This window comes from Bradyrhizobium oligotrophicum S58, from assembly GCF_000344805.1.
Classification (GTDB): Bacteria; Pseudomonadota; Alphaproteobacteria; order Rhizobiales; family Xanthobacteraceae; genus Bradyrhizobium; species Bradyrhizobium oligotrophicum.
Window position 1 is genome coordinate 7,565,653 of sequence record NC_020453.1, and the last position, 25,959, is coordinate 7,591,611.

General features: G+C 65.1%; 23 protein-coding genes. 12 read left to right on the plus strand and 11 right to left on the minus strand.

What is annotated here, in order from left to right; all coding sequences use genetic code 11:
* Positions 1-9: 9 nt before the first annotated feature.
* From S58_RS32780 to S58_RS32800, 5 genes are all read right to left on the minus strand, one after another.
* Positions 10-1,137, minus strand: a complete 1,128-nt coding sequence (locus S58_RS32780; protein WP_015669735.1) for an acyl-CoA dehydrogenase family protein — start codon at positions 1,135-1,137, stop codon at positions 10-12.
* Between the two features lie 175 nt (positions 1,138-1,312).
* Positions 1,313-3,181 carry an AMP-binding protein gene (locus tag S58_RS32785; protein WP_015669736.1) on the minus strand — a complete coding sequence of 623 codons (1,869 nt, stop codon included), beginning with the start codon at positions 3,179-3,181 and terminating at the stop codon, positions 1,313-1,315.
* Positions 3,182-3,223: 42 nt separating this feature from the next.
* Entirely contained in the window at positions 3,224-4,030 is an 807-nt protein-coding gene (locus S58_RS32790; protein ID WP_015669737.1) for an enoyl-CoA hydratase/isomerase family protein, read from the minus strand.
* A gap of 259 nt (positions 4,031-4,289) precedes the next feature.
* Positions 4,290-5,048 (minus strand): SDR family NAD(P)-dependent oxidoreductase, encoded by a 759-nt coding sequence (locus tag S58_RS32795; protein WP_015669738.1) that lies wholly within the window; start codon positions 5,046-5,048, stop codon positions 4,290-4,292.
* Between the two features lie 82 nt (positions 5,049-5,130).
* Positions 5,131-5,790: a TetR family transcriptional regulator gene (locus tag S58_RS32800; protein ID WP_042340379.1), complete on the minus strand. Its 660-nt coding sequence runs from the start codon at positions 5,788-5,790 to the stop codon at positions 5,131-5,133.
* A 138-nt stretch (positions 5,791-5,928) separates the two neighbouring features.
* On the opposite strand from S58_RS32800, the gene S58_RS32805 reads away from it, so the two are divergent.
* From S58_RS32805 to S58_RS32820, 4 genes are all read left to right on the plus strand, one after another.
* Positions 5,929-7,101, plus strand: a complete 1,173-nt coding sequence (locus S58_RS32805) for an acetyl-CoA C-acetyltransferase (protein WP_015669740.1) — start codon at positions 5,929-5,931, stop codon at positions 7,099-7,101.
* A 171-nt stretch (positions 7,102-7,272) separates the two neighbouring features.
* Positions 7,273-8,814, plus strand: coding sequence for an acyl-CoA synthetase (locus S58_RS32810; RefSeq protein ID WP_015669741.1), 1,542 nt, complete (start codon positions 7,273-7,275; stop codon positions 8,812-8,814).
* A 438-nt stretch (positions 8,815-9,252) separates the two neighbouring features.
* Positions 9,253-10,323 carry an alpha/beta fold hydrolase gene (locus S58_RS32815; protein WP_042340380.1) on the plus strand — a complete coding sequence of 357 codons (1,071 nt, stop codon included), beginning with the start codon at positions 9,253-9,255 and terminating at the stop codon, positions 10,321-10,323.
* Positions 10,324-10,418: 95 nt separating this feature from the next.
* Positions 10,419-10,802: a hypothetical protein gene (locus S58_RS32820; RefSeq protein ID WP_015669743.1), complete on the plus strand. Its 384-nt coding sequence runs from the start codon at positions 10,419-10,421 to the stop codon at positions 10,800-10,802.
* Between the two features lie 69 nt (positions 10,803-10,871).
* Here the strand turns inward: S58_RS32820 and S58_RS32825 are convergent, their stop codons facing one another.
* A complete protein-coding gene (locus tag S58_RS32825; protein WP_015669744.1) occupies positions 10,872-11,594 on the minus strand; it encodes a hypothetical protein in 723 nt (240 codons plus the stop codon).
* A 200-nt stretch (positions 11,595-11,794) separates the two neighbouring features.
* Between S58_RS32825 and mbfA the strand changes: the two genes are divergently transcribed.
* The 3 genes from mbfA to S58_RS32840 all read left to right on the plus strand — a co-directional run bounded on the left by mbfA (position 11,795) and on the right by S58_RS32840 (position 14,925).
* Complete coding sequence (gene mbfA, locus S58_RS32830; protein ID WP_015669745.1) at positions 11,795-12,766, plus strand: iron exporter MbfA; 972 nt, start codon at positions 11,795-11,797, stop codon at positions 12,764-12,766.
* Positions 12,767-12,840: 74 nt separating this feature from the next.
* On the plus strand, positions 12,841-13,371 hold the full coding sequence (locus S58_RS32835; RefSeq protein WP_015669746.1) for a cytochrome b: 531 nt from the start codon (positions 12,841-12,843) through the stop codon (positions 13,369-13,371).
* A gap of 84 nt (positions 13,372-13,455) precedes the next feature.
* Positions 13,456-14,925: an amidase gene (locus tag S58_RS32840; protein ID WP_015669747.1), complete on the plus strand. Its 1,470-nt coding sequence runs from the start codon at positions 13,456-13,458 to the stop codon at positions 14,923-14,925.
* 218 nt (positions 14,926-15,143) lie between these two features.
* Here the strand turns inward: S58_RS32840 and S58_RS32845 are convergent, their stop codons facing one another.
* Both S58_RS32845 and S58_RS32850 read right to left on the minus strand, forming a co-directional pair.
* Positions 15,144-16,232, minus strand: a complete 1,089-nt coding sequence (locus tag S58_RS32845) for a Zn-dependent alcohol dehydrogenase (protein WP_015669748.1) — start codon at positions 16,230-16,232, stop codon at positions 15,144-15,146.
* Positions 16,233-16,536: 304 nt separating this feature from the next.
* Positions 16,537-18,321 (minus strand): acyl-CoA dehydrogenase family protein, encoded by a 1,785-nt coding sequence (locus tag S58_RS32850; RefSeq protein ID WP_015669749.1) that lies wholly within the window; start codon positions 18,319-18,321, stop codon positions 16,537-16,539.
* A gap of 108 nt (positions 18,322-18,429) precedes the next feature.
* On the opposite strand from S58_RS32850, the gene S58_RS32855 reads away from it, so the two are divergent.
* Positions 18,430-19,449, plus strand: a complete 1,020-nt coding sequence (locus tag S58_RS32855) for a glutathione S-transferase family protein (protein ID WP_015669750.1) — start codon at positions 18,430-18,432, stop codon at positions 19,447-19,449.
* A gap of 95 nt (positions 19,450-19,544) precedes the next feature.
* A complete protein-coding gene (locus S58_RS32860; RefSeq protein ID WP_015669751.1) occupies positions 19,545-20,246 on the plus strand; it encodes an SDR family NAD(P)-dependent oxidoreductase in 702 nt (233 codons plus the stop codon).
* A gap of 264 nt (positions 20,247-20,510) precedes the next feature.
* Here the strand turns inward: S58_RS32860 and S58_RS32865 are convergent, their stop codons facing one another.
* Together S58_RS32865 and S58_RS32870 are read right to left on the minus strand one after the other, a co-directional pair.
* On the minus strand, positions 20,511-21,101 hold the full coding sequence (locus S58_RS32865; protein WP_015669752.1) for a GNAT family N-acetyltransferase: 591 nt from the start codon (positions 21,099-21,101) through the stop codon (positions 20,511-20,513).
* A 78-nt stretch (positions 21,102-21,179) separates the two neighbouring features.
* Positions 21,180-21,392: a DUF1127 domain-containing protein gene (locus tag S58_RS32870; RefSeq protein WP_015669753.1), complete on the minus strand. Its 213-nt coding sequence runs from the start codon at positions 21,390-21,392 to the stop codon at positions 21,180-21,182.
* A 114-nt stretch (positions 21,393-21,506) separates the two neighbouring features.
* Here S58_RS32870 and S58_RS32875 point away from each other — a divergent pair, with 114 nt between their 5' ends.
* The 3 genes from S58_RS32875 (at position 21,507) to S58_RS32885 (ending at position 24,438) form a co-directional block, all read left to right on the plus strand.
* Entirely contained in the window at positions 21,507-22,427 is a 921-nt protein-coding gene (locus tag S58_RS32875; protein ID WP_015669754.1) for a transcriptional regulator GcvA, read from the plus strand.
* Between the two features lie 120 nt (positions 22,428-22,547).
* Complete coding sequence (gene tcuC, locus S58_RS32880) at positions 22,548-23,861, plus strand: MFS transporter (protein WP_015669755.1); 1,314 nt, start codon at positions 22,548-22,550, stop codon at positions 23,859-23,861.
* A gap of 94 nt (positions 23,862-23,955) precedes the next feature.
* Complete coding sequence (locus tag S58_RS32885; RefSeq protein WP_015669756.1) at positions 23,956-24,438, plus strand: CinA family protein; 483 nt, start codon at positions 23,956-23,958, stop codon at positions 24,436-24,438.
* Between the two features lie 161 nt (positions 24,439-24,599).
* Here the strand turns inward: S58_RS32885 and S58_RS32890 are convergent, their stop codons facing one another.
* Complete coding sequence (locus S58_RS32890) at positions 24,600-25,850, minus strand: IS4 family transposase (protein ID WP_244440678.1); 1,251 nt, start codon at positions 25,848-25,850, stop codon at positions 24,600-24,602.
* Positions 25,851-25,959 lie beyond the last annotated feature (109 nt).

The window sequence follows — 25,959 nt, forward strand, 5'->3', positions numbered from 1 at the left end:
AAGCTCACCTCACGCCGCGTTGCGCTTGCGCATGCGGTCGATCAGCTGGTCCTCCCAATAGGACAGGCTGCCGAGCCCGAGCGCGAGCGCGTTGGCGCGGCGGTAGTACATGTGGCAGTCGAACTCCCAGGTGAAGCCCATGCCGCCATGCACCTGGATGTTGTTCTTCGAGCAGTGCTGAAAGGCCTGTGTCGCGCTGATGCGCGCCGACGCCGCGGCTTCGGGCAGCTCCGGCGCATTGGTCGAGAGTGCCCAGGCGCCATAATAGGAGTTCGAGCGCGCCAGGGTCGCCGACACATACATGTCGGCCAGCATGTGCTTGACCGCCTGGAACGAGCCGATCGGGCGGCCGAAGGCGATGCGATCCAGCGCGTAGTCGCGGCCCATCTCCAGCGCACGGTCCGAGCCGCCGACCTGCTCGAAGGCGGTCAGCACGGCGGCGCGATCGAGCACCTCCGTGAGGATGCTCCAGCCCTCGCCGGCCGCGCCGAGCGGCTCCGCCTTGCAGTTCTTGAACGTCAGCTCGGCCTGGCCGCGGGTCGGATCGAGATTGGTCAGCGCCTTGGCCTCGACGCCGCCGGCCTTGGCGTCGACGAGGAACAGCGAGATGTCGCTGTCGCGGCCGGTCGAGCCCGTGCGCGCGGCGACGATGATGAGATCGGCGATCGCGCCGTCAGCGACCGGCTTCTTGGTGCCGTTCAGCACGCCGTTCGCGGCCTCTACCTTGATCGCCTTGGGCGACGGATTGCCGGTGCCCTCGAACAAAGCGAGCGTACCGATCGCTTCACCGCTGGCGATCTTCGGCAGCCAAGCCTGCTTCTGCGCGTCGCTGCCAGCGAGCATGAGCGCTTCGGCGGCGAGATACACCGTGGATGAGAACGGCACCGGCGCCAGCGCCCGGCCGACCTCCTCGGCGATCACGCACAGCTCGAGATGGCCGGCGCCGGCGCCGCCATATTCTTCCGGAATGGCGACGCCGAGAAAGCCCATCTCGGCAAAGCCCTTCCACAGCGCGCGGTCATACGGTGCCTGCCCGTCGAGCACGACGCGCACCGCCTTGGGCGGGCACTTTTCGGCGAGGAATTTCCGCGCCTGGTCCCGCAGCTGCTTCTGGTCGTCGGAGAAATCGAAGTTCATCGGATGTCACTCTATTGTTTGAAAGGCTCTTGGTGGTCGTCCCCGCGCACGCGGGCACCCATAACCACCGGCGGTTTGGTGTGCCCGAAACTAGCTCCAGTAGAGTACGGATGGTCCTCGGAGTATGGGTCCCCGCGTTCGCGGGGACGACAGCGAGCAAGTGGCAAGGACCTCATCACAGCACGATCACGTCGCTGTCGGGCTTAGCCGCATACAGCCGCTCGACCAGTGCGGCGCGGCGGTCGAGGCCGGCGCGCTGGTTGATGTAGCCCTTGTCGGTCAGCTCGTGGCCATCGATCGACGGCGGCTCCACCATCAGCATCGCTCGCACGATCCGCCGGCTGCTCGCACCTTCGCACTCCTTGTTATGGGCTTCGAGGCCGCGGCGAACACAGGCGATGACAACGGGATGCTTCACGACATCCTCAAAGCTCGCCTCAGGATTTCCAACCAGCTGCCGGCAGGCGTGCAGGTTCGGCCACGCCAGCAGGCCGACATACTCACGATCCTGCCCCGTCACCAGCGCATCATGGATCGCCGGCGTTGCGGCTGCGATCGCATCGGTGCGCAGCGAGCCGACATGCACGAAGGTGCCGGTCGTCAGCTTGAAGTCCTCGACGACGCGGCCGGCAAAGATGATGCCTTGCGCGGGATCATTGGGATCGACGAACACGCCGGCATCGCCGATGCAATAAAAGCCCTCCTCGTCGAACGCCTTCTTCGTCAGCTCGGGCTGGCCGAAATAGCCGGGCATCACGTTGATGCCGCGCAGCCGCAGCTCATATTTGTCACCGACAGGCACCATCTTCAGCTCGACACCCGGGAAGGGCAGCCCGATCAGGCCGACGCGCTCCGTATTCCAATAGGTGCCGGTCGAGGTCGGCGCGGTCTCGGTCGAGCCCCAGCCGGTGTAGAACACGATGCGCTCGCCGGTGGTCTTCACCGCCAGCGCCTGCATCCGCTCGTAGAGATCGTCCGGCAGCCGCGCGCCGCCATAGGCCATGATGCCCAGATCCTTGAAGAAGGAGCGGCATAGCGCGTCGTCCTTCTCCATCGCCGCCGCAAGCGCGGCATAGCCGGCGGGCACGTTGGCGTAATAGGTCGGCGACACCTCGCGCAGGTTGCGGATGGTCTCGTCGAACTGGCCTGGCATCGGTCGCCCGTCATCGATGTACAGCGTGCCGCCCTCGATCAAGAGCGGATTGAACAGCGCGTTGCCGCCCATGGTGTGATTCCACGGCATCCAGTCGAGCACCGTGGAAATCGGCGCGTCGGGCCCGCGCGGCCGCGTCTGCATCATCATCGCCGCATTGGCGCACATCATGCGCTGGGTGTTGATGACGGCCTTGGGCATGCCGGTCGAGCCGGACGTGAACAAGAGCTTGCCGACGGTATCAGGCGTGATCTGCGCGATCGACGCCTCGACCTCGCTCGTGACCGGCGTCGCGGCCAGATCCGCGTAGCTGATGCTCGGGATGCCTTCGCAGGGGCGGGCGACGTGGACGACGGTGACGCCGTCGAGATCGAGCGCCCTGAGCGCCTTCTCGAAGGTCGGGCCGTCCTGCACCATCACCACGCCCGGCTTCACCAACCCGAACAGATATTTGAGCTTGAGGTGATCGTGGCTCATCAGCGAATAGGCCGGCGACACTGGTGCTGCCGGCAGCCGCGCCTGCATCGCGGCGAGAGTGAGGAGCGCGTGCTCGATCGAATTGCCGGAGAGGATCGCGACCGGGCGGCCATCGAGCTTGAGATCGAGAAGCGCTTGCGTCAGCCCATCGGCGGTGCGCTTGGCTTCGGCATAGGACAATTTGCGCCATTGCCGATCGGGGCCACCGCGCTGCGCGAGCCAGGTCCGCGCGGGCGCTTCCTTGGCCCAGCGTGCGAGCGGCGCAGCAAGATGCGGCTCATAGGCCTGCAGCGCAATGCGCGACTTGATGACGACGACGCCATCATCGCGCCTGATGACATCGATGTCGCGCGCCAGCCAATTGACCTTGCGGAATGCCGGCTTCTCCAGCACCGCAGCTGTCGTCCCGTCCATATTTGCGTCTCCCGAAATATCGTCCTTTGCGGATCTTGATATCTAGCGGTTGGTATAGACCGGCTTGCGCTTCTGTAGGAAGGCCTCAATGCCTTCCTTGAAATCTTCCGAGCGGCTGCACAGCACCTGGTTACGATCTTCCATGGCGATCACGGCCTCGATCGACGACGCATCGACGCTCATGTTGAGACATTCCTTCGACAGTCGAAGGCCGACCGGCGAGGCCGTCATCATCGCATCGATGAAAGGCGCAGCCGCGCTGTCGAGCATGTCCTCCTCGACGATCTCCGACACCAGTCCGACCATGAGCGCGCGCTCGGCGCCGATGAAGCGGCCGGTGAGGATCAACTCGGCGGCGACGGAGACGCCGACGAGACGCGGCAAAAAGTAGCTGGTGCCGATGTCGCAGCCGCCGAGGCCCAGCTTGATGAAGGCGCAGTTCATCCGCGCCGAGCGCGTCGCGATGCGGATGTCGGCCGCGAGCGCCAGCGCGAAGCCGCCGCCGGCGGCCGCACCCTGCACCAGCGCGATGATCGGCTGCGGACAGCGCCGCATCAGCATGACGATGTCGGCGATGCGCCGCTGCGAGTCGAGCGACTCAGTCACGCTCGGCGGCTCGTTGACGCCGCCGCGCCGCTGCATCGCGGCTTTCAGATCGAGCCCGGCGCAGAAATTCTTGCCCGCGCCTTTAAGCACCACCACGCGCGTGGTGCGATTCCGCTGAAGGCTTTCGAAATATGAATTGAGCGCGTCGATCAGTGCGGAGTCGAGCGCGTTCAGGCTTTCCGGACGGTTGAGCGTCACCCGGTCGACACCATCGTCATGCTCGATCAGCAGCGGTTGGGACATGGCGCTTTCCTCACCGTCATCCCGGCTACGCACCAGACCGGTGCCCGCCAGCGTTGTTTGACTCGCTCGCGCCTCGGGGCGCGCTGCAACCTCGCCCCGCTTGCGGGGAGAGGTCGGATTGCATCGAAGATGCAATCCGGTTGAGGGGGTACAGGTCTAACAGCAACCACTTCCCGTGCGGCTGCCCCTCACCCCAACCCTCTCCCCGTAAGAACGGGGAGAGGGAGCGCACTGTGCGCTGTCTCTCTGATCGTGCTCCCTACCGCGGGGCCATGCGGATGGCGCCGTCGAGGCGGATGGTTTCGCCGTTGAGCATCGGGTTCTCGACGATGTGGACGGCGAGGTTGCCGTATTCCGAGGCGTCGCCGAGGCGGGCAGGATGCGGCACCTGGGCACCCAGGCTCTTTCGCGCTTCTTCGTTGAGGCCCATCAACAGCGGCGTCAGGAACAGGCCCGGCGCGATAGTGTTGACGCGGATCTTCTGGCTGGCGAGATCGCGCGCCGCCGGCAAGGTGAGTCCGACCACGCCACCCTTCGAGGCCGAATAGGCGATCTGCCCGATCTGGCCTTCATAAGCGGCAACGCTCGCGGTGTTGATGGCGACGCCGCGCTCCTCGCCAACAGGCTCGGCGGTGACGAGGCGCTCGGCAAACAGCCGCAGCACGTTGAAGGTGCCGATCAGGTTGACGGTGATGATGCGCGTGAACTTGGCCAGCGGATAGACGCCGTCCTTGCCGACGATGCGCTGCGAGCCACCGATGCCGGCGCAGTTCACCAGCACGCGGGCGACGCCATGGGCAGCCTCCGCCTTGGCGAGGCCGGCCTTGACCTGCTCCTCGTCGGTGACATCAGCATGAATGGCGACGCCGTTGAGCTCGGCGGCGACCTTCTCGGCGTTCTCCTTGCTCTGGTCGAGCACGGCGATCTTGGCGCCCTTGGCGGCCATGGCGCGCGCGGTGGCGGCGCCGAGACCCGATCCACCGCCGGTGATGAGAACGGCAACGTTGTTCAATTGCATGGTGCGTTTCCTCCCTTGGTTTCTTGTTGGCGAAATAGCAAGTAGGGAGGTGCGAATAGAGGGAAGCCCAATTCGCACCTCCCTACTCGCCATTCGCGCCCTTCACTATTCCGCCGCAGATCAGCGCCTCCATGTGGGCGATGTATTGGCGGCAGACATCATCGGTGACCGGGCCGACGCCGATCGCGCGCGACATCGCGTGGCGGCCGAAGAACAGATGATCGCAGGCGCCGATCAGGCTGGTGTAGAACAGCACCGGATCGACCACGCGAAACTCGCCCTTGGCGACACCCTCCTCGAGCAGCCGGCGGTGAAAATCCAGCAATGGCGCGACGAAGAACTTTGAGACTTCGTCGGCGGCCTCGGCGCTGCTCTCGTGCAGCAGATAATGGATCAGCCGGTTCATATAGGGAAACCGGTAATAGGCGCGGATGATGCCGTTGATGTGCAGCTTCAGCTTCGCGGTCGGGCTGATCGGCTGCGCCAGCAGATATTCGAGGTTCGTCACTTCGGTCGCGGCGTCGCGCGCCAGGAGCGCCAGAAGCAGTCCGTCTTTGTTGCCGAAATGATATTTGACCAGCGCGGCGTTGGCGCCGGACTTCTGCGCGATGTCGCTCAGCGAAATCTCGATCGAGGATCGCTGGATCATCAGCTCGCTGGCGGCGACCAGGAGCTTCTCCGCAGTGGCATTCCGCCCCACGGCAAGTTTCTCCGGCGCGCTGTTCTGAAGCTGAGGTCCCACAATTCATCTCGCGATTGACCGGGCCAGATAAGCCGAAGCCAGAGTTGATCTCAAGAGTTAATTGATCGATTGACTAAGGCCCAGTCGCGCATTTAAATCGCGGCCAATCACGAACACCAAGTCTAGGGAGGACACGTCATGGCGGAAGCCTACATCGTCGCGGCTGCACGCACGGCCGGCGGCCGCAAGGGAGGCCGTCTGGCCGGCTGGCATCCGGCCGATCTCGCCGCGAAGGTGCTGGACGCGCTGGTCGATCGGTCCGGCGCCGCGCCGGACCAGGTCGAGGACGTGATCATGGGCTGCGTCATGCAGACCGGCGAGCAGTCGAACAACATCGCGCGCAATGCGGTGATGGCCTCGAAGCTGCCGGAGAGCGTGCCAGGCACCTCGATCGACCGGCAGTGCGGCTCGTCGCAGCAGGCGCTGCATTTCGCGGCGCAGGCGGTGATGTCCGGCGCGATGGATGTCGTGATCGCCGCCGGCGTGGAGTCGATGACCCGGGTGCCGATGGGTCTGTCGTCGACGCTGCCGGCGAAGAACGGCTTCGGGCACTACAAGAGCCCTGGCATCGAGAGCCGCTATCCGAACATCCAGTTCAGCCAGTTCACCGGCGCGGAGATGATGGCGGAGAAGTACGGTCTCTCCAAGGATGAGCTCGACGAATACGCCTATAACAGCCATCAGCGCGCGATCGCGGCCACGCAAGCAGGCCACTTCAAGGACGAGATCATCCCGCTCGAGATCGTCAGAGCGGACGGCTCGACCGATACCCACCACATCGACGAGGGCATCCGCTTCGATGTCACCCTCGACGGCATCAAGGGCGTCAAGCTGATCGCCGAGAACGGCAAGCTCAGCGCGGCCACCGCGAGCCAGATCTGCGATGGCGCGTCGGGCGTGATGGTCGTCAACGAGCGCGGCCTGAAGTCGCTCGGCGTCAAGCCGCTCGCTCGCGTGCACCACATGACCATGATGGGCGGCGACCCCGTCATCATGCTCGAAGCGCCGCTGCCGGCGACCCAGCGCGCGCTGCAGAAGGCCGGCATGTCGATCGACGAGATCGACCTCTATGAGGTCAACGAGGCGTTCGCTTCCGTTCCGACCGCGTGGCTCAAGACGGTCGGCGCCGATCCAAGCCGGCTCAACGTCAATGGCGGCGCGATCGCGCTCGGCCACCCGCTCGGCGGCTCCGGCACCAAGCTGATGACCACGCTGCTCCACGCGCTCAAGGCCCGCAACAAGCGCTACGGCCTGCAGACCATGTGCGAAGGCGGCGGCATGGCGAATGTGACGATCGTCGAGCGGCTATAGGTCGCGCCACAAACAACGGTGTCGTCCCCGCGAAAGCGGGGACCCATAACCACCGAATCCAATGATGCGCGAGCTGGAGCCACAGCTCGCTCTCGCCACAGCGTCCTGTGGCTATGGGTCCCGGCGCAAGGCCGGGACGACACCTTTTCCTTTTCTCAGCGGCGCGCCCTCATGACCCACCCTTCCATTCACGCCCAGAGCCATCCCGACAAGATCGCCTATCAGATGGCGGGGACCGGCAAGGCCATCACCTATCGCGAGCTCGACGAGCTCTCCAACCAGGGCGCGCAGCTGTTCCGCGCGCTGGGGCTCAAGGCCGGCGACCACGTCGCCTTCCTGATGGAGAACCGGCTCGCCTTCATGGAGATCGCGTGGGCCGCGCAGCGCTCCGGTCTCTACTATACGGCGATCAGCCGCTATCTCACCAAGGACGAGATCGCCTACATCATCAGGGATTGCGGCGCCAAAGTCTTCATCACCTCGCCGAAATGCGCCGAGCAGGTGCGGGAGCTCGTGACGGCCTCGTCGGACGGCCCGTTGTTCTTCATGGTCGACGAGCCCGAGCCAGGCTTCCGCTCCTGGGACAAGGAGGCCGGCGCGCAGCCGACGACGTCGATCGCCGACCAGGTCGCCGGCTACGACATGCTTTATTCGTCCGGCACCACCGGACGGCCGAAGGGCATCAAGAAGGATTTTGAAGGCAATCCGATCGAGCAGGCCAGCCCACTCCTGCGCGTGCTCTGCGCCGACATGTGCGGCATGAATGCGGAGAGCATCTATCTGTCGCCGGCGCCGCTCTATCATGCCGCGCCGCTGCGCTTCAACATGATGGTCACGGTGCTCGGAGGCACCTCGATCATCATGGAGCATTTCGACGCCGAGGAGTTTCTGAAGCTGGTCGAGGCCTACAAGGTCACGCAGTCGCAGCTGGTGCCGACCATGTTCGTGCGCATGCTGAAGCTTCCGGAGGAGGTCCGCAAGAGCTACGACGTCTCGACACTGAAGGGCGCGATCCACGCCGCCGCGCCCTGCCCGGTCGACGTCAAGGCCAGGATGATCGACTGGTGGGGCCCGATCCTGATCGAGTACTACGCGGGCTCGGAAGGCAACGGCGTCACCGTGTGCACCTCGAAGCAGTGGCTGGAGCATCGCGGCAGCGTCGGCCGCGCGGTGGTCGGCAAGATCAAGATCCTGGGCGAGGACGACAAGGAGATGCCGACCGGCGAGATCGGCTCGGTCTATTTCGCCGACGCGCCGCAGTTCTCCTATCACAACGATCCCGAGAAGACGAAGCGCGCCCATAATGACAAGGGCTGGTCGACGCTCGGCGATGTCGGCTATCTCGACGCCGACGGATTTCTCTATCTCACCGACCGCAAGTCCTACATGATCATTTCCGGCGGCGTGAACATCTACCCGCAGGAAACCGAGGACATCCTCATCACCCATCCCGATGTGGCCGATGTCGCCGTGTTCGGCGTGCCCAACGAGGAGATGGGCGAGGAGGTCAAGGCGGTGGTGCAGCCGCACGACATGGCGCGCGCCGGCAAGGCGTTTGAGGAGCAATTGATCCTGTTCTGCCGCCAGCATCTGTCGCCGATCAAATGCCCGCGCTCGATCGATTTCGAGCCGGAGCTGCCGCGCACCCCGACCGGCAAGCTGGTCAAGCGCCATCTGCGCGAGCGCTACTGGCCGAAGAAGGCGACGGCGTAGCGCCGACCGAAGCTGTCATCCCGGCGAACGCCGCGACCCATGGCGACCGTCCTCGGCTGTTGAGCACGCTGGAGCTACGTTCTTTGCAATCACCACGGCTGGTGGTTACGGATCCCGGGTCGGCGCCTTGGCGTCGCGACGCGCCGCCAAGGCTTGCCTGGGACGACAGCGATTTGTGTGGCGGGATCGCGCCTCATCAATGGTGTCGTCCCTGCGAACGCACGGACCCATAGCCAACGCCGCCGATGATGCGACGGGTACAAGCTCCAACTTGGCGCCACACGGGCGCCTGTGGTTATGGATCCCGGCTCGCGCTCGCTTCGCTCGCCTGGCCGGGACGACGCGAGGAGAGTTCACGCCATGTCAGAGTCCCTTCCACCCCTCCCCCTTCCCCCCTCCATCCGCTCCCGCTTCGTCGACGGCATCAACGGCCTGCGGATGCATGTGCTCGAAGCCGGCTTCGAGACGCCCGGCCGCCCCTGCGTGCTGCTGCTGCATGGCTTTCCCGAGCTGGCCTATAGCTGGCGCAAGGTGATGCCGGCGCTGGCTGAGGCCGGCTATCACGTGCTGGCGCCCGACCAGCGCGGCTATGGCCGCACCACGGGGTGGAACGCCGATTACGACGGCGATCTCGCGCCGTTTCGCTTCACCAATCTGGTGCGCGATGCGCTCGGCGTCGCCTATGCGTTCGGCCACCGCCACGTCGCGGCGGTCGTCGGTCACGACTTCGGCAGCCCGGTCGCGGCGTGGTGCGCGCTGATCCGCCCCGATGTCTTTCGATCGGTGGTGATGATGAGTGCGCCGTTCCCGGGCCCACCCGCAGCACCGTTCGGCATCGCCAACCATCCCCTCGCACTGCCCGACGATCCCGTGCATCACGAGCTGGCCGCGCTGCCGCGACCGCGAAAGCACTATCAATCGTACTACGCGACGCGCGAAGCCAATGCCGACATGGTCAGGGCGCCGCAAGGACTGCGCGATTTCCTGCGCGCCTATTATCACCACAAGAGCGCCGACTGGCCGGGCAACGCGCCCGCTCCGCTGCAGGCGTGGAATGCGAGCGAGCTCCCAAAGCTGCCGACCTACTACGTGATGGACCTCGCCAGGACGATGGCCGAGACCGTCGCGGAGGAGATGCCGGATGCGGCAACGATCGCCGCCAACCGCTGGCTGCCGGACGATGAGCTCACGGTCTACGCCACCGAATATGAACGGAACGGCTTCCAGGGCGGACTGCAATGGTATCGCTGTGGCACGTCGGGACTGTTCGATGCTGAATTGCAGACATGGTCGGATCGCACGATCGACGTTCCGTCTGCGTTCATCTCCGGTCTGCAAGACTGGGGCATCTACCAACGGCCCGGCGTGTTTGAAGCGATGCAATCCCGAATCTGCACCAACATGATCTTGTGCGAGCTGATCGATCGCGCCGGACATTGGGTGCAGCAGGAACAACATGAACGAGTGAGCCGGCTGCTGTTAACCTTCCTGAACAGAGCAGCAGCCTGATTTCGGACGTCGTTGTGAACTATAAGGCGAATCGAGGAACGAACCTTCGGGGTTGACGTTTCTGCATCCGGGCGATGCGCAACAGGAGATGATTTATGGATAAGAAGATCGCAGGCTTGCTGGGCGCAGTCGCCGCTGTCGGCGCGCTCGGCACCGCACAGGCATCGGCGGCTCCCGCGCCGACCGACGTGCTGAAGGCCAATTCCTATGCCGACCTTCTCGAACCGATCCCGGACGCCGCCAAGGTGCTGCAGGCGCTCGACGAGCAGGGACCACAGGCGTCTGAGCCCAAGGTGCAGCTGGCGCAGTGGTACCATCACCACCATCATCATCACCACCATGGCTACTGGCGCGGCCCGGGGTATGGCTATGGGTACGGCTATGGCTACGGACCTCGCGTCTACGTGGTGCCGCCGCGCCGCTTCTATCATCACCACCATCATCACCACCACCATCACTGGTACTACGATCGCTACTGATCGCGGTGGGATGAATTCGGATGGCGCCGGCCGCAAGGCTGGCGCCATCTCCATTTCAGCGGTCGGCTATCATGATTTGCGCGCCTTCTCCTTCGCGGCGCGGTGCAGATGGCGATAGGTGCCGTCGAACACGGTATCGGTGCTCGACACCCATTCGGTCTCCTTGGCGAGAACAGGCCGGCTGGCATGGATACGCCGCGACTGCAGCTCGCGTTCGGCGGCTTCTTCAGGTCCCATCGGCTCGACGGTGAAATTCGCCTCCTCCGGAATCACGATCACCTGCGCGAACGGCTCGCCAGGACGGAAGATGTGCGTCCGCCCTTCCGCAGGTGCCTTGAACACGCAGAAGAACAGCATCGGCCAGAAGTTGCGGATCAGGGCCGGCACCGCGATCGGGCAACTATCGGTCCGGTCGGTGTAAAAGCGCGGATGCGGCTCGGTCCGGATCGCAAAGCCCTTGGGCACCTTGAGATCGAGCAGGATCTGGTAGGTGTAGAAGCCGTCGCCGAAGTTGCGGAACGGCGGCCATTGCAGGCTCGGGCTCGGCGGCTCCCCCCAGTCGCCGGACAGCTCCAGCTTGCCGTCGCGGGTCGTCACCTGAAGCTCGAAGTCGTAGGGGTAAAACAGCTCGATGCCATATTGCGCACCTTCCGAGAATGGTACGCAATGCCAGACCTGCTCATGCGAGCCATTCGCGCGCGGCTGCCGTTCGCCTGCCCAGCCTGGAATATCCATCCGGGTTCGGCGCGGCGCCAGTCCTGGATCGTTGAGCCGGTATTTGACGCTGTCCATTGGAACTCCTTAGGTGGCAGAGCGAAACGCGAACGGTGAATTAGCGCTTGGGTTCCCTGACTGGAGCCTGAATGCGACGTCACGAAAGGTTTCGCGACCACTCGGCGGCGGCAGTTTGACCGCGCTGCGGCAAATCCATATAGACTTTAGAAACGTTCTAAACACTCGAATGTTGAGAGCGACAGATCCGGGGACCTGGAATGAAGAACTTCGCCGACCTCACCGAGCGCGAGATCCTGGCAATCGCGATCTCGGCCGAAGAGGAAGACGGCCGCATCTATATGAGCTTCGCGGAAGACCTGGCGGAGCGCTACCCGGATTCGGCCAAGCTGTTCGAACAGATGGCCGAGGAGGAGAAGGGTCATCGCCACATGCTGCTGGAGCTCTATGAGGAGCGCTTCGGCAAGAACCTGCCGCCGATCCGGCGCGACAACGTCAAGGGCTTCCTGCAGCGCCGGCCGATCTGGCTGACCAAGAACCTGTCGCTCGACACCATCCGCAAGGAGGTCGGCACCATGGAGTTCGAAGCCGAGCGCTTCTATGCGAAGGCTGCCGAACAGGCCAAGGATGTCGGCGTGCGCCGGCTGCTCGGCGACCTCGCGCTCGCCGAAAAGGGCCACGAGCAGGTCGCAGCGAAACTGACCGACAAGATTCTCAGCCCCGACGTCCGCCACAAGGAGGACGAGACGCGCCGCCGCGTGTTCGTGCTGCAATATGTGCAGCCCGGTCTCGCCGGCCTGATGGACGGCTCGGTCTCGACCCTGGCGCCGCTGTTCGCCGCCGCCTTCGCCACGCACCAGAATTTCCAGACCTTCCTTGTCGGTCTCGCCGCCTCGATCGGCGCCGGCATCAGCATGGGCTTTGCCGAGGCGCTGTCCGACGACGGCTCGCTGACGGGGCGCGGTTCGCCGTGGCTGCGCGGCGCCGTGTGCGGGGTGATGACGGCGATCGGCGGCCTCGGCCATTCGCTGCCTTATCTGGTTCCGGATTCCTGGGCCAACGCGTTCTGGATCGCCACCGCGATCGCCGGCATCGTCGTGTTCTTCGAGCTGTGGGCGATCGCGTATATCCGCGCCCGCTATATGGACACGCCGTTCCTGCAGGCAGTGTTCCAGATCGTGCTGGGCGGCATCATCGTGCTCGGCGTGGGCATCCTGATAGGCGCAGCCTAGCATCTGCGCCGCCGCGCGGACCCTCGCGCCGGAATACTGATTTGCGCCAGACTGATCATCACGGAAGGCCCGCCATGACGCCGCGTCTGCAATACGGCACCCCTGCAAAGATCCTCCATTGGCTGATCGTGGCGCTGCTCGCGATCCAGTATCCGATCGGCTGGCTGATGCCGGACCTGCATGCCAACACGCCGCCCGGCGCGCCGATGATCCTGCACATCTCCTTCGGGCTGACCATCCTGGCGCTGATTCTCCTGCGCTTCGTCTGGCGCCTCACCCATCCGGTCGCGCCGGAAAGCTCGCTGCCGCCGTGGCAACGGCTGAGCTCGGAGGTGGTGCATTGGCTGCTCTATGTGATGGTGCTGGCGAGCACCATCACCGGCTGGCTGTTTGCATCCTTCCGCGGCTGGAGCGTCTCGTTCTTCTATCTGTTCAATCTGCCGATGTTGGCGGCGCGCGACCCGGCCGGCAATCGCGCCATCGACGGGCTGCACCAGGCCGCCGAATGGCTGCTGCTGATCCTGATCATCGTTCACATCGGCGCTGCGCTGGCGCACATCTTCATCTATCGCGACCGCGTCATGCAGCGCATGCTGCCGGGCTAGACGGCGCTCCGCGATTTTGGTCGAGCGGCCGCCATCAGCATCGGCTAAGATTCCCGGCAAACATCCTACCGGGAGGATCGAGCTTTGGCCGCATCGCAATGGACGTTCGCAACCGCCGTCGACACGGCGAAGGCTCTGGCAGACCGCACGATCTCATCGGTCGAGCTGACCGAGCTCGCCATCGACCGTATCGAACGCCACGACTCCAAGATCAACGCCGTCTGCGTCCGTGATTTCGAGCGCGCGTTGGAAGCCGCACGGGCCGCCGATGCGGCGCTGGCACGCGGCGAGCGCCGGCCGTTGCTAGGTCTGCCGCTGACCGTGAAGGAATCCTACAACATCGCCGGACTGCCCACGACCTGGGGCTTTCCGCAGCACAAGAATTTCATCGCCCGCGAAGACGCGCTCACCGTGACCCGCGTCAAGGATGCCGGCGGCATCGTGCTCGGCAAGACCAACGTGCCGCTCGGGCTCGGCGACTGGCAGAGCTACAACGACATCTACGGCACCACCAACAACCCCTACGATCTCGGTCGCACGCCCGGCGGCTCCTCCGGCGGATCGGCCGCGGCGCTGGCCGCCGGCTACGGACCGCTGTCGCTCGGCTCCGACATCGGCGGCTCCCTGCGCGTGCCGGCGTTCCATTGCGGCGTCACGGCGCACAAACCGACCTATGGGCTCGTTGCTACGCGCGGCCATACGCCGCCGCCCTTCGATCCCATCCCGGGCGAAGCCGACCTTGCGGTGGTCGGCCCGATGGCGCGCTCGGCCGCGGATCTCGCACTGCTGCTCGACGTGATCGCTGGTGCTGATCCGCTCGAGGCTGGCCGAGCGTGGCGGCTGGAGCTGCCGCCATCGCGGCACACGCGCCTGCAGGATTTCCGCGTGCTGGTAATCGCGAGCGATCCGCTGCTGCCGACCGACGCGGCCGTGCGCGGCGCCATCGAACGGCTCGCCGACAATCTCGCCAAGGCCGGCGTCCGTGTCACCAGAGAGAGCAAGCTGCTGCCGGATTTCGCCGCATCGAGCCGACTCTACATGCGGATGCTGCTGGGCTTCCTCGGCGCCATGATGCCGCCCGACGTCCATGCCGGCGCCAGCCAGGCGGCCGCACACCTTCCCAAGGAGGCGACGAGCCTAGGCGCCGAGCGGCTGCGCGGCATTGCGCTGAGCCACCGCGACTGGGTGCAGGCCAACGCGGCCCGTGCCCGGCTGCGCGCGCAATGGCGGACGCTGTTCGAGAGCTTCGATGCGGTGATCTGCCCGATCATGCCGACACCGGCCTATCCGCACGACCACTCGCCCGACCAGGAGCAACGGCGCATCAGCATCGACGGCGTCGCGCACGTCTACACCGATCAGTTGGCCTGGCCCGGCATCGCGACCCTGCCCGGCCTGCCGGCGACCGCGATCCCGCTCGGCCTCGCAGACGGCCTGCCAGTCGGCGTGCAGATCGTCGGCCCGTTCCTCGAAGACCGCACGCCGCTGAAGCTCGCCGAGCTGATCGAGCGCGAATTCGGCGGCTTCGTCCCGCCGCCGATGTTTGCGGATTAGTTGGCCTCCGTGGGGAACACCGAAACGTGCCCTCACCACCGCTGTCGTCCCGGGCAAGCGCGTCGGCGCGATAGCGCCGGCGTGCGCCGACCCGGGACCCATACCGCGGAATCTCACGATTTAGTGCAACTATCAGTCATCGTCCCATAGCCGCCGGCGGCTATGGGTCCCGGCTCAAGGCCGGGACGACAGCAGTGTATGCAGCACGAGCACGCCCCTCACGCGTCGAACATGATCACGCTGCGCAGCGTCTTGCCGGCCTTCATATTGGCAAAGCCCTCGTTGATCTCCGACAGCTTGAGCTTGGCCGAGATCCAATCCTCCAGATGCAGCTTGCCGCGCAGGTAGAACTCCACGAGGCGGGGCATGTCGACGCGGAAATGATTGGAGCCCATCGACGAGCCCTGGATGCGGCGCTCGCGCAGGAAATCGAAGCCGTGCAGCTCGATCTTCTGGCCGAATGGAATCATGCCGACGATGGTCGCGGTGCCGCCCGGCGCCAGCATCGCGAACGCCTGCTCGGCGGTCTCCTTGCGCCCGAGCACCTCGAAGGCGTGCTGCACGCCGCCCTTGGTCAGCTCGCGCACTTGCCCAACGACGTCGCCGTCCGTGGGATTGATGACGTCGGTGGCGCCGAGCTTGGTTGCGAGCTGCAGCTTGGCCGGGTTGGTGTCGATGGCGATGATGCGCCCCGCACCGGCAATCTCTGCGCCGTTGATCGCGGCCATGCCGACGCCGCCGCAGCCGATCACGGCCACGGTCTCGCCGGCCGTCACCCGTGCGGTGTTCACGACGGCACCATAACCGGTGATGACGCCGCAGCCGATCAGCGCGGCGAGATCAAGCGGCATGTCGGCGCGAATTTTTACGATCGCATTCTCGTGCACCAGCATCTGCTCGGCGAAAGACGACAGATTGAGGAATTGATGCAGTTTCTCAGATCGTCCCCAGGACAGTCGATTCGAGGCGCCGGGCGGCATCTTCACGGTCGTATCCGTGCACAGCACCGGGCGGCCGGTGGTGCAGTTGTCGCAGGTGCCGCAGAACACCGAGAGACAGGTGACGACATGATCGCCCGGTTTCACATAGCTGACGTCCGAGCCGACCTGCTCGACGATCCCTGCGGATTCATGGCCGAGCACGGCCGGCAACGGATGCGGATAGAGGCCTTCGATGAAGTGCAGGTCGGAATGACAGAGACCGGCCACCGCCGTGCGGATCAGCACCTCGCGCGGGCCGGGCTTGGGCAGGCTGATGTCCTCGATGACAAGCGGCTTGTTGACCTCCATCAGCACGGCAGCTTTCATTGGCGTTCTCCCTGTTTGTTGTTGTGAGTTGAGACCCATCTGTTTCGACGCACTCGCTGCGCCCCCTCTCCCCGTTCTTCACGGGGAGAGGGGTGGGGTGAGGGGCGGCCGCACGGGAAGTGTTCGCGGAGAGACCTGTACCCCCTCACCCGGATTGCATCTTCCGATGCAATCCGACCTCTCCCCGCAAGCGGGGCGAGGTTAAACACCGAGCCCGCGGCAGCTTGTTTGCTCATCACTGTCGCCTGTGTGGAAGCACCTGCTTCACAGAAGCGTAGCAGACTAATTTCACTTCGCTAACAGCCTACGCCGCAGAAATCAGTTCGCCAACCTCCGCCATGCCCGCCGCTCGCTCGCCGAGCAGCAGCGACGCGATCGTGTCATCCGCCCTATTTTCCGCAAGCCGGAACGGATCGGACGGTGTCAGCCGGTGTGCGACGACGAGCTTGGCCAACAACAAGCGGCGCGCGTCGCCGCGCATCGCGTGGATGCGCGCGCTCTCCCACGTCAGAGAGACCGCGCTGGCGACGTGATAAAGCAGGCTGGTCGCGCGCCGCGCCTCGGCTTCGCTGTCGGCATGCCCGGCGACGTCCCGCGCAAAGGCGACTGCGCGATCGACCAGCCGATGCAGTTGATCACGCCACGCTTGCGGCACATCGGCGCTGTCGTCGAGCCGTGCATGCAGATCGGCCGCCAGCGCGGACTCCGCGCCGTGGCGGCCGACCGCGCGCTTGAGCGCATCAAGCGCGACGATGTTGCCGGTGCCCTCCCAGATCGAGCCGAGATGCGCATCGCGCAGCAGCCGCGATGTAACAAACTCCTCGACATAGCCGATGCCGCCGCGCATCTCCAACGCATCGCCGCAGACTTTTCGCGCGTCGCGCGTGGCACGGAATTTCAAGGTCGGCGTCAGGATGCGCAACAGCGCCGCGGCATCCTGGCTGCCGGCCTCAGTGCGGTCGAGCGCGTCGGCCGTGAGGAAGCTCATCGACAGCGCCTGCTCGGTGGGCAGCAGGATCTTCAGCAACTGACGGCGTCCGAGCGGCAGATCGACGATGCGCTTTCCGAACACCACGCGATTGCGCGCGACCGTGATGGCGTCGTGCCAGGCACGCCGCATCAACGCGGTCGACTTGACGCCGTTGGAGAGCCGGGACGAGTTGACCATCTCGGCCATCTGCACGAAGCCGCGATCGAGCCGCCCGACCGCGTAGGCGATGGCGCCCTCCAGCTTGATCTCGCCCGAGGCCATCGAGCGGGTGCCGAGCTTGTCCTTCAAGCGCACGATCCGATAGTGGTTCTGGCTGCCGTCATCGAGGAAGCGCGGCATCAGGAACAGGCCGACGCCGCGCGTGCCGCTTTCGGCGCCTTCAGGCCGCGCCAGCAGCATCACCACTTTCGCATCGGCATTGGAGCAGAACCATTTCTCGCCATGCAGGCGCCAGTGCTCGCCCTCCTGCACGGCCGTCGTCGTCAACGTGCCGACGTCGGAGCCGCCCTCCTTCTCGGTCATGAACTGGCCGCCCTGGGTCAGCTTCCTCATGTCGGTCTGGGTGAGGCCGTCGAGATACTTGGCCTTCAGCGGGCCGCTGCCGAAGCTCGCCAGCAGCTTGGCGCAGCCGTCGGTGACGTTGATCGGACAGCCCAGCCCGAACTCGGCCTGATTGAACAGGAAGGTGAAGGCGTGCTTCGCCGTGACGGGATATTTGTCGGGCCAGCCGAGAATGCCCTTGCGCACCGACATCGCATGGATGCCGAACTCGCCGAAGGCGGCGCGCTCCAGCTCGCGATAGGCCGGATGATATTCGATCCACTGCGCGTCGCGGCCGAAGCGATCGCGCTGATGCAGCACGGGTCCATGCCGGTCGGCAAGCCGCGCGCATTCGTCGAGATAGGAGCCGGCGAGCTCGCCGAGCCGGTCGAGATGCGGCACGAGGTGGCGAAACAAGGCGTCAGGCAGATGGATGCGCAGGAGGTCGGCGAGCGCCGGATCGGCGCGATAGAAGTTCAGCCCGGTGGTATCGGGCGCCAGCAGCTCCGGCCTGGTGCCGCCGGTCATCACGTCATCGCGTTTCAGGAACTGATGCATGAGCTTTAAGCCCTCGTTCGTTTTCGCAAGTCTCTCATGGACTCTTCGACAGGTTGCATCTGATCGGATACACCTGCACCACGCCCGAACGCGCCAGGGAGCAGTGTCATGACCAATCAGCCGAGGAAGGTTTATCGCATCTTCGGGGCGGAGATGTCGCCCTATTCGGTCAAGGTGCGATCGTATCTGCGTTACAAGGGCATTCCGCATCACTGGATATTGCGCAATGCGGAAAGCGAAGCGGATTTTGCGCGGCACGCCAAGCTGCCAATCATTCCGCTGGTGGTCGCGCCCGACGAGGTGCCGATGCAGGACTCGACGCCGATCATCGACGCGCTGGAGCTCGACTATCCGCAGAACCCGATCCATCCGGGCGATGTGCTGACGAGCTTCATCTCGGCCCTGATCGAGGAGTTCGGCGACGAGTGGGGCAACAAATGGATGTTCCATTATCGCTGGGCGCGCGACCTCGACCAGCGAGCCTCCTCCGGCCGCATCGCCCGCATGGTCGCACCGAAGGCTGACGAGATCAGCTTCGGCAAAATGGCGGAGAAGATCCGCGCCCGCATGGTCGAGCGGCTCTGGTATGTCGGATCCGACGAGGTCAACGGACCGCAGATCGAGCAGGGCTTTGTCGAGATGCTCGGTCTGCTGGAGCGCCATCTGGCCACCAGGCCTTATCTGTTCGGCGGACGGCCCTCTTACGGCGATTTCGGCCTGTGGGGGCAGTTCTACGAGCTGTGGACGGATCCCACCGCCGGCGCGCAGATCGAGGGCAGTGCGCCGCATGTGCTGGCCTGGATCCAGCGCATGCTGTGGCCGCGCGCGGAAGGCGAGTTCGAGCTGTGGCCGGAACTGTCGCTGACCCTGATGCCGATCCTGATCCGCCAGGTCGGCGGGCTGTTCATGCCGTGGACGATCGCCAACGAGACGGCGCTGCTCGAAAACCGCAGCACGTTCAGCGTCGAGCTCGGCGGCTCGGTATGGACGCAGAAGCCGCAGAAATATCATGCGCGCTCGCTGGCCATGCTTCGCGGCAAATACGCGTTCCTGCACGACCGCAGCCGGCTCGACGTCGTGCTGGAGGAAATCGGCTGCCTCGCCGGCCTGCAGCCGCGCCCGTCCTGAGATCAGGCAGAATTGTGGGGATGGACGATAGGAAGATGGTCCCGGCTGCACTAGCTTGAGCAAAGCGGACGCATTGCCAAGCCGAGGACAAGCCCATGGACATCCCAGCCTACAAGATCGCCCTGATCGTCGGTGCCGGCGAAGGGCTCTCCGCCTCGCTGGCGCGGCTGTTCGCGCGCGAGAAGATCCGCGTCGCGCTGGCTGCCCGCAAGATCGAGAAGCTCGGCGCGCTCTGCAGCGAGACCGGCGCCCGCGCCTATCCCTGCGACGCCACCAATCCGGAAGAGGTCGAGCGGCTGTTCGGCCTGGTCGAGCGCGAGATCGGTCCCCCGGATGTCGTCGTGTACAATGCCAGCGCCCGGGCGCGCGGACCCCTGGTCGATCTGGTGCCGGCCGACGTGCAACAGGCGATTGCCGTCAGCGCGTTCGGCGGCTTCCTGGTGGCGCAGCAGGCGGCGCAGCGCATGCTGCCGAACAAGCAGGGCGCGATCCTGTTCACCGGCGCGTCCGCGAGCGTGAAGGGCTACGCACAATCGGCGCCGTTCGCGATGGGCAAGTTCGCGCTGCGCGGCCTCGCCCAGAGCATGGCGCGCGAGCTGTCGCCGCAAGGCATCCACGTCGCGCATTTCGTCATCGATGGCGGCATCAGGAGCGCGGCCCGGCAGGACCCCGCCGAGCGTCCGGATTCGCTGCTCGATCCCGACGCCATCGCCGCCAGCTATTGGAGCGTGCTGCAGCAGCCGCGCAGCGCGTGGAGCTGGGAAGTCGAGGTGCGGCCGTGGGTGGAGACGTTTTGACGGCGGAGCGAAGGCATTCAATTCTCGTCATTGCGAGCGCAGCGAAGCAATCCAGGGCCCAGCAGGGACTCTGGATCGCTTCGCTTTTGCTCGCAATGACGTGGATGGGTGCCCGCCTCATGACAACTGTCATCGCCCGGCTTGACCGGGCGATCCAGTAAACGCAGCTGCTAGCGAGACACACCGAAGGCCGCACCGTACTGGATGCCCGCCTACGCGCGGCATGACAGGCGTCATGTGATGACCGGCGTTGCGACGCGCGGCTCACGCGCCGATCACATGCAAGTTCGCACCTTGCGAATGCGCCGCCACGCCGCTCAACGCCTTCTCGAACCGCACGAGGGTCCAATCATCCGCATGCGGCTGGATGGTGAAGCCGGCCTTTCGGGCCAGTGCAATCATCACGTCGTTGGTGCGGAGCGCGTCGCCTGACAGGGTCACAGCACCCAACCCGAGCGCGCGGCGCTCCAGATTCGCGATAAGCGCCGGGCCGATGCCGTGGCCATGCCAGCGGTCCTGCACCGAGAGGCCGAACTCCACACGGCCGGTGTCCCGATCGAGCGCGTAGCGCGCCTCGGCCACGATGCTTTCGATACCGTCCTGCTCCATCGTCGCGATCAGGCTGTAACGGTCGTTGCGGCCGAGCGCGACGAAATCCTCGAGCACCGTCTTCGGCAGTTCGCTGAGTGCGCCGAGGAAACGCTTGTGGCGCGAGCGTTGGCTCAAGGACCGGACATAGCTCTGCAGCGCGTCGGCATCTTTCGAAGTCACGAAGCGCAGGTTGACCCGCTCACCGCGCCTCGTGTGGATGACATCGGACACGGCAAGGCGGTCAACCACAGCGGGCGTCGGCATGGCGGGCTTCCTCGAGAGGAGAATTGCCGGCGCCCTCCTTTGCGAAGCGGCGCCGGCGCGGCGGGACGAGTGAGGGGCTCAGGCCCGCCAGAACGGCTTGTCGATCTCGGCGGCGATGTCGCTCCGGGAGAGGCCGAGGTCATGCAGATCGCGCTCGGACCAGAGCGACAGCTCGTGCCGTGTTCGGTAGCGGAAGCGCCAGGCCGCAAGCATATCGGCTGCCTCCGACCATAGGCCGTGGGGCTTATTTTCATGATGATTCGTCATCGACGAGGAGACGCACGTGGACATTGAAGCCTCCTGAAACTACATTGAGGCTGCACTATCGGTGTTCAGCAAGGCATCTACAAACGACATTAACTACCGCTTCGGATGATATAACGTCATGCATTGGGGAGGCCTTGGATGGCGCGGCTGCCGTCGCTGAACGGGTTGCGGGCGTTCGAAGCTGCGGCGCGGCATCTGAGTTTTACCCGTGCGGCGGCCGAGTTGAACGTGACGCAGACCGCGATCAGCCATCAGATCAAGCGGTTGGAGGACGAGCTCGGGCTGCGCCTGTTCGTGCGGCAGAACCGCAGCCTCGCGTTGACACCGCAGGCCCGCGACTATCTCCCGCTGGTCCGCGCCGCCTTCGACGATCTCCGGCTGGCGACCGAGCGACTGGTGCGCAAGGACAACGCCAAGGTACTGACGGTCTCCACCATCGCCTCGCTGGCCGCAAAATGGCTGCTGCCGCGGCTGACCGCATTCCAGGAGGCGCATCCGGGGATCGACGTGCGGATCACGACGTCGACCAATCTGGTCGATTTCCGCAAGGACGACGTCGACGCTGCGATCCGCTATGGCCGCGGCCACTGGCCCGGCGTGCGCGCCGAATGGCTGATGGCCGACGAGTTGTTTCCGGTCTGCAGCCCGGCGCTGCTGCAGGGCGACAGGCCGCTGCGCCGTCCGGAAGACCTCGCCCATCACACGCTGCTGCAGGCCAGCGGCGGCTATGACGACGACTGGCGGCTGTGGCTGACCGCGGCAGGTCTGCCGGTCGAGATGTCCAGGCAGGGCAGGCTGAGCTTCGATCTGTCGCTCATGACCGTTCAGGCCGCGATCGACGGCCTTGGCGTCGCGATCGGACGTACGGCCTACGTCCAGGACGACGTCGCCAAGGGCCGCCTCGTCGTGCCGTTCAAGATGGCGCTGCCGAGCGACGCCGGGTTCTATCTGGTGACGCCGGAGGGACGGACCGATCCACCAAAGCTGAGATCGTTCCGGCAATGGCTGAAGGGTGCAGCGCAGCAAAGAAATGCAGCGTCGAATTCTGTTCAGCGCTAGGCATTTGGTAGCAAACCTATTGGCCGACACGATGTCGCGTGGCAGATTGCCACACCCTTTCCTTTCGGCCGGCGCAGAATGTCTTCCGCACGAGCCACTCGACGGTAGGAGTTTTCTCGCGTGTCACCGACCTCAGCCCAGCAGCCCGCCACCATCAAGTCGCGCATCGGCGCGATCCTGCGCGCCACCAGCGGCAATTTTCTCGAGCAGTTCGATTTCTTCCTGTTCGGGTTCTATGCGGCCGCGATCGGCAAGGCGTTCTTCCCGTCGACCGACGAGACCGCGTCGCTGCTGAATACATTCGGCGTGTTCTGGCTCGGCGCGCTGATGCGGCCCGTCGGCGCCATCGTGCTCGGCGCCTATATCGACCGGATCGGCCGCCGCCAGGGCCTCATCGTGACGCTTGCCATCATGGCCGCCGGCACCGTCGTGATCGCGTTCTGTCCGACCTACGAGACCATCGGCATCGCCGCACCGGTCATCGTGCTGCTCGGCCGCCTGCTGCAGGGCTTCTCGGCCGGCGTCGAGCTCGGCGGCGTATCGGTGTATTTGTCCGAGATCGCCACGCCAGGCCGCCGCGGTTTCTACACCTCGTTCCAGTCCTCGAGCCAGCAGGTCGCGATCTTCGTCGCCTCGATCCTCGGCTATCTCCTGAGCGAGACGATGCCGGCAGCCACCGTGACCGCCTGGGGCTGGCGCATCCCGTTCTTCGTCGGCTGCCTGATCATCCCGCTGATCTTCTTCCTGCGCCGCACGCTGGAGGAGACGCCGGCGTTCCTCGCGATGAAGAAGCATCCGACCGCCAGCGAAGTGTTCGCCTCGGCGCTCGCCAACTGGCGCATCGTGCTGCTCGGCATGATGATCGCGATCCTGACCACCACGACGTTCTACTTCGTCACCGTCTATACGCCGACCTTCGGCAAGAACGTGCTGAAGCTGTCGACGGCGGACGCGCTGCTGGTGACGCTGCTGGTCGCGGTGACTAACTTCATCTGGAACCCGGTCGGCGGCGCGCTGTCCGACAAGATCGGCCGCAAGCCGGTGCTGATCGCGATCGCCACGCTGGCGCTGCTGACGGCCTATCCGGCGCTGAGCTGGCTGGTCTCGGCGCCGAGCTTCGGCAAGATGCTCGCGGTCGAGATGATGTTCTCGTTCTATTTCGGCATGTACAGCGGCACCATGCTGGGCGCGCTGGTCGAGATCGTGCCGGCGCATGTCCGCACCACCTGCTTCTCGCTGGCATTCGCACTCGCCGCGGCGCTGTTCGGCACCTTCACGCCGTTCGCCTCGACCTGGCTGATCGACAAGACCGGCGACAAGGCCTCGCCCGGCTACTGGCTGATGTTCGCTGCCGTGCTCGGCATCATCGCGGCACTGACGGTGTATCGCGGTGGCCGCCAGGCGGTCGCGGCGCGCGAGCCGGTCACGGCCTGATCGCGCCTTCTGTGATAGTCCGGGCGGCATCGGGACGGTGCCGCCCGTTTTTTATGTGCCGCCGGCGCGCGGGCGGCCCGTGGAGAAAATTGACATGGACGAGCTGATCGCCATTGCCGGGCAGGTCGCGGCACGACTGATCTCGCGCAAGCAGACCATTGCGGTCGCCGAATCCTCGGCCGGCGGACTGATCGCGGCTGCGCTGCTTGCTGTGCCCGGCGCCTCGGCCTATTTCCTCGGCGGCGCCGTGGTCTATACCCGCGATGCCCGCCGCGTGCTGATGGATATTCCGGACGAAGCGATGAAGGGCATCCGCTCGGCGTCGGAGCCGTATGCCGAGCTCCTGGCGCGGCAGATCAGGACGCGCTTTGCGACCGATTGGGGTCTGTCGGAAACCGGCGCAGCCGGCCCGACCGGCAACCGCTATGGCGACGCGGCAGGGCATGCGTGCTTCGCTGTCGCCGGGCCTGCGTCCGCTGTAGTGACATTAGAAAGCGGCGGCAGCGACCGTTTCGCCAACATGCAGCTGTTCGCGAAAGGCGCGCTGGAGCTGTTGCTCGAGAAGCTCACCCCATAATCCGGTGTCGTCCCGGACAAGCCCGCTGACGCGCGGCGTCGGCGGGCGCCGATCCGGGACCCATACCGCGTGATCTCGCTTGGGGCAGGCTCCGCGTTGTTGCAGTCGCGCAAACCAACGTCCGCCGGTGGTTAGGGGTCCCTGCGTTCGCACTAGGGTTTCTACACGGTTTGGAGGGCTCTGCCGGCGACGAGGATTTGGAAGCGATTCATTCCGTTGTGGAAGGTGATGGGCCCGGGAGGCCGATGGGAGGCGTAGCCGGTCCATCCTCCGAGTTTGGCGATGATCCATGCCGCCCACGCGAGTGTTTCGGAAGGATGAGGGTTTTCCTGAAGCTTGGTCCTGCCCTTCATCGTCTTGTTGATGGCCGCCAGGGCCTTCATTTCTTCCGGAGTGAAGGCGCATTCGATCGGCAGTTGTTGACCGCCGTTGCGGGCCTGAACGAGCTGAATGACGATGCAGGCTGCTTTGGTGGCGATGGCCACGAGCTTGATCAGGGCCTGGGCGCTTTCGAGCTGGCTGTCCTCGATCTGCAACCCTTGGGTCTTCAGCGAGCGGAAGAGCTGTTCGATGATCCAGCGCTGCTTGTACCAGGAGACGATCTGCCAAGCGTCGGACGCCTTGGCGATCGAATGAGTGGTCAAGAGCAGCCAATGAACGGCCTCAGCCCCTTTCGGAGGATACAATTCGACGACTTCCACGAAGCTGACTTCGACGCGCTCCGGCAGGCCCTTCACGCCGGGGCGCGCCGGCCGCTTGAGCTCGGCCGTTCCGAACCGCAGCGAGAGCTGAGCTTGGCGGGCGCGGCGATCCATGCGCTGCGGCAGGTCGATCATCGCCTTGTCGCAGAAGCGCGCTCGCTCCACCGCCTGGTAGAGTGTGCTGCCATCGGCCAGCGCATGATCGTGCATGGCTCGCGTCAGCAGGTGGACGTTGTCTCCCGGCGTCAAAGCCCAATGCGCAAAGAACTCCCCTTCGCGATCATTGACGACGGTGATCATGCGTGCGGCAGCCAGAACGTCACAGGCCTGTTCGGCGGTCGTCACCCAGCGCGCCGATTCCTTGTCGGCCAACTCCCGCTGGTCGTGAGGCACCTTCACCTTGCCCCGGCGCGTCCACACCTTGCCGCCGGTGAGACCGAGGCAGGCGCCGCTGTCGGCATCGACCGCCAACATGGCATGCAACAGCACGCCACGGGCATTGCCTTTGCCGACCTCGCCCAGTCCGCGCCGCCGCCCCTTCCGCGTCTGGAATTTGACCTCGCTGGTGTCCTGGATCGCCAGCACATGCCGCCCCGCGACCACAGTCGCCGTCTGCCGGCTCCAGCCTTCAATCAGCCGATCGATCGTGACTTGCGGATTGTTCACAAACCGCCAGTACGCCATGTACGCGGCCCAGTCACCCTGCGCCATCCGGCGCAGGCAGACGCTGCGCGTGCAAAGCATAGCCTGGACGAACGCTGCCCCCTTTTATCGAGGCGAACGTCGCCAAACTCCCCCAGTGACAGATCCGGCTCTCGCT

Bases quoted from the DNA above. Each gene is read 5' to 3' on its own strand.
- S58_RS32810 (WP_015669741.1), top strand. From the start codon at position 7,273: ATGACCCACCCTTCCATTCACGCCCAGAGCCATCCCGACAAGATCGCC.
- S58_RS32870 (WP_015669753.1), bottom strand. From the start codon at position 21,392: ATGTCCACGTGCGTCTCCTCGTCGATGACGAATCATCATGAAAATAAG.
- S58_RS32795 (WP_015669738.1), bottom strand. From the start codon at position 5,048: ATGCAATTGAACAACGTTGCCGTTCTCATCACCGGCGGTGGATCGGGT.
- S58_RS32835 (WP_015669746.1), top strand. From the start codon at position 12,841: ATGACGCCGCGTCTGCAATACGGCACCCCTGCAAAGATCCTCCATTGG.
- S58_RS32875 (WP_015669754.1), top strand. From the start codon at position 21,507: ATGGCGCGGCTGCCGTCGCTGAACGGGTTGCGGGCGTTCGAAGCTGCG.
- S58_RS32850 (WP_015669749.1), bottom strand. From the start codon at position 18,321: ATGCATCAGTTCCTGAAACGCGATGACGTGATGACCGGCGGCACCAGG.
- S58_RS32790 (WP_015669737.1), bottom strand. From the start codon at position 4,030: ATGTCCCAACCGCTGCTGATCGAGCATGACGATGGTGTCGACCGGGTG.
- S58_RS32855 (WP_015669750.1), top strand. From the start codon at position 18,430: ATGACCAATCAGCCGAGGAAGGTTTATCGCATCTTCGGGGCGGAGATG.
- S58_RS32845 (WP_015669748.1), bottom strand. From the start codon at position 16,232: ATGAAAGCTGCCGTGCTGATGGAGGTCAACAAGCCGCTTGTCATCGAG.
- S58_RS32805 (WP_015669740.1), top strand. From the start codon at position 5,929: ATGGCGGAAGCCTACATCGTCGCGGCTGCACGCACGGCCGGCGGCCGC.
- S58_RS32780 (WP_015669735.1), bottom strand. From the start codon at position 1,137: ATGAACTTCGATTTCTCCGACGACCAGAAGCAGCTGCGGGACCAGGCG.
- mbfA (WP_015669745.1), top strand. From the start codon at position 11,795: ATGAAGAACTTCGCCGACCTCACCGAGCGCGAGATCCTGGCAATCGCG.
- S58_RS32820 (WP_015669743.1), top strand. From the start codon at position 10,419: ATGGATAAGAAGATCGCAGGCTTGCTGGGCGCAGTCGCCGCTGTCGGC.
- S58_RS32885 (WP_015669756.1), top strand. From the start codon at position 23,956: ATGGACGAGCTGATCGCCATTGCCGGGCAGGTCGCGGCACGACTGATC.
- S58_RS32890 (WP_244440678.1), bottom strand. From the start codon at position 25,850: ATGGCGCAGGGTGACTGGGCCGCGTACATGGCGTACTGGCGGTTTGTG.
- S58_RS32865 (WP_015669752.1), bottom strand. From the start codon at position 21,101: ATGCCGACGCCCGCTGTGGTTGACCGCCTTGCCGTGTCCGATGTCATC.
- S58_RS32825 (WP_015669744.1), bottom strand. From the start codon at position 11,594: ATGGACAGCGTCAAATACCGGCTCAACGATCCAGGACTGGCGCCGCGC.
- S58_RS32815 (WP_042340380.1), top strand. From the start codon at position 9,253: ATGCATGTGCTCGAAGCCGGCTTCGAGACGCCCGGCCGCCCCTGCGTG.
- S58_RS32785 (WP_015669736.1), bottom strand. From the start codon at position 3,181: ATGGACGGGACGACAGCTGCGGTGCTGGAGAAGCCGGCATTCCGCAAG.
- S58_RS32860 (WP_015669751.1), top strand. From the start codon at position 19,545: ATGGACATCCCAGCCTACAAGATCGCCCTGATCGTCGGTGCCGGCGAA.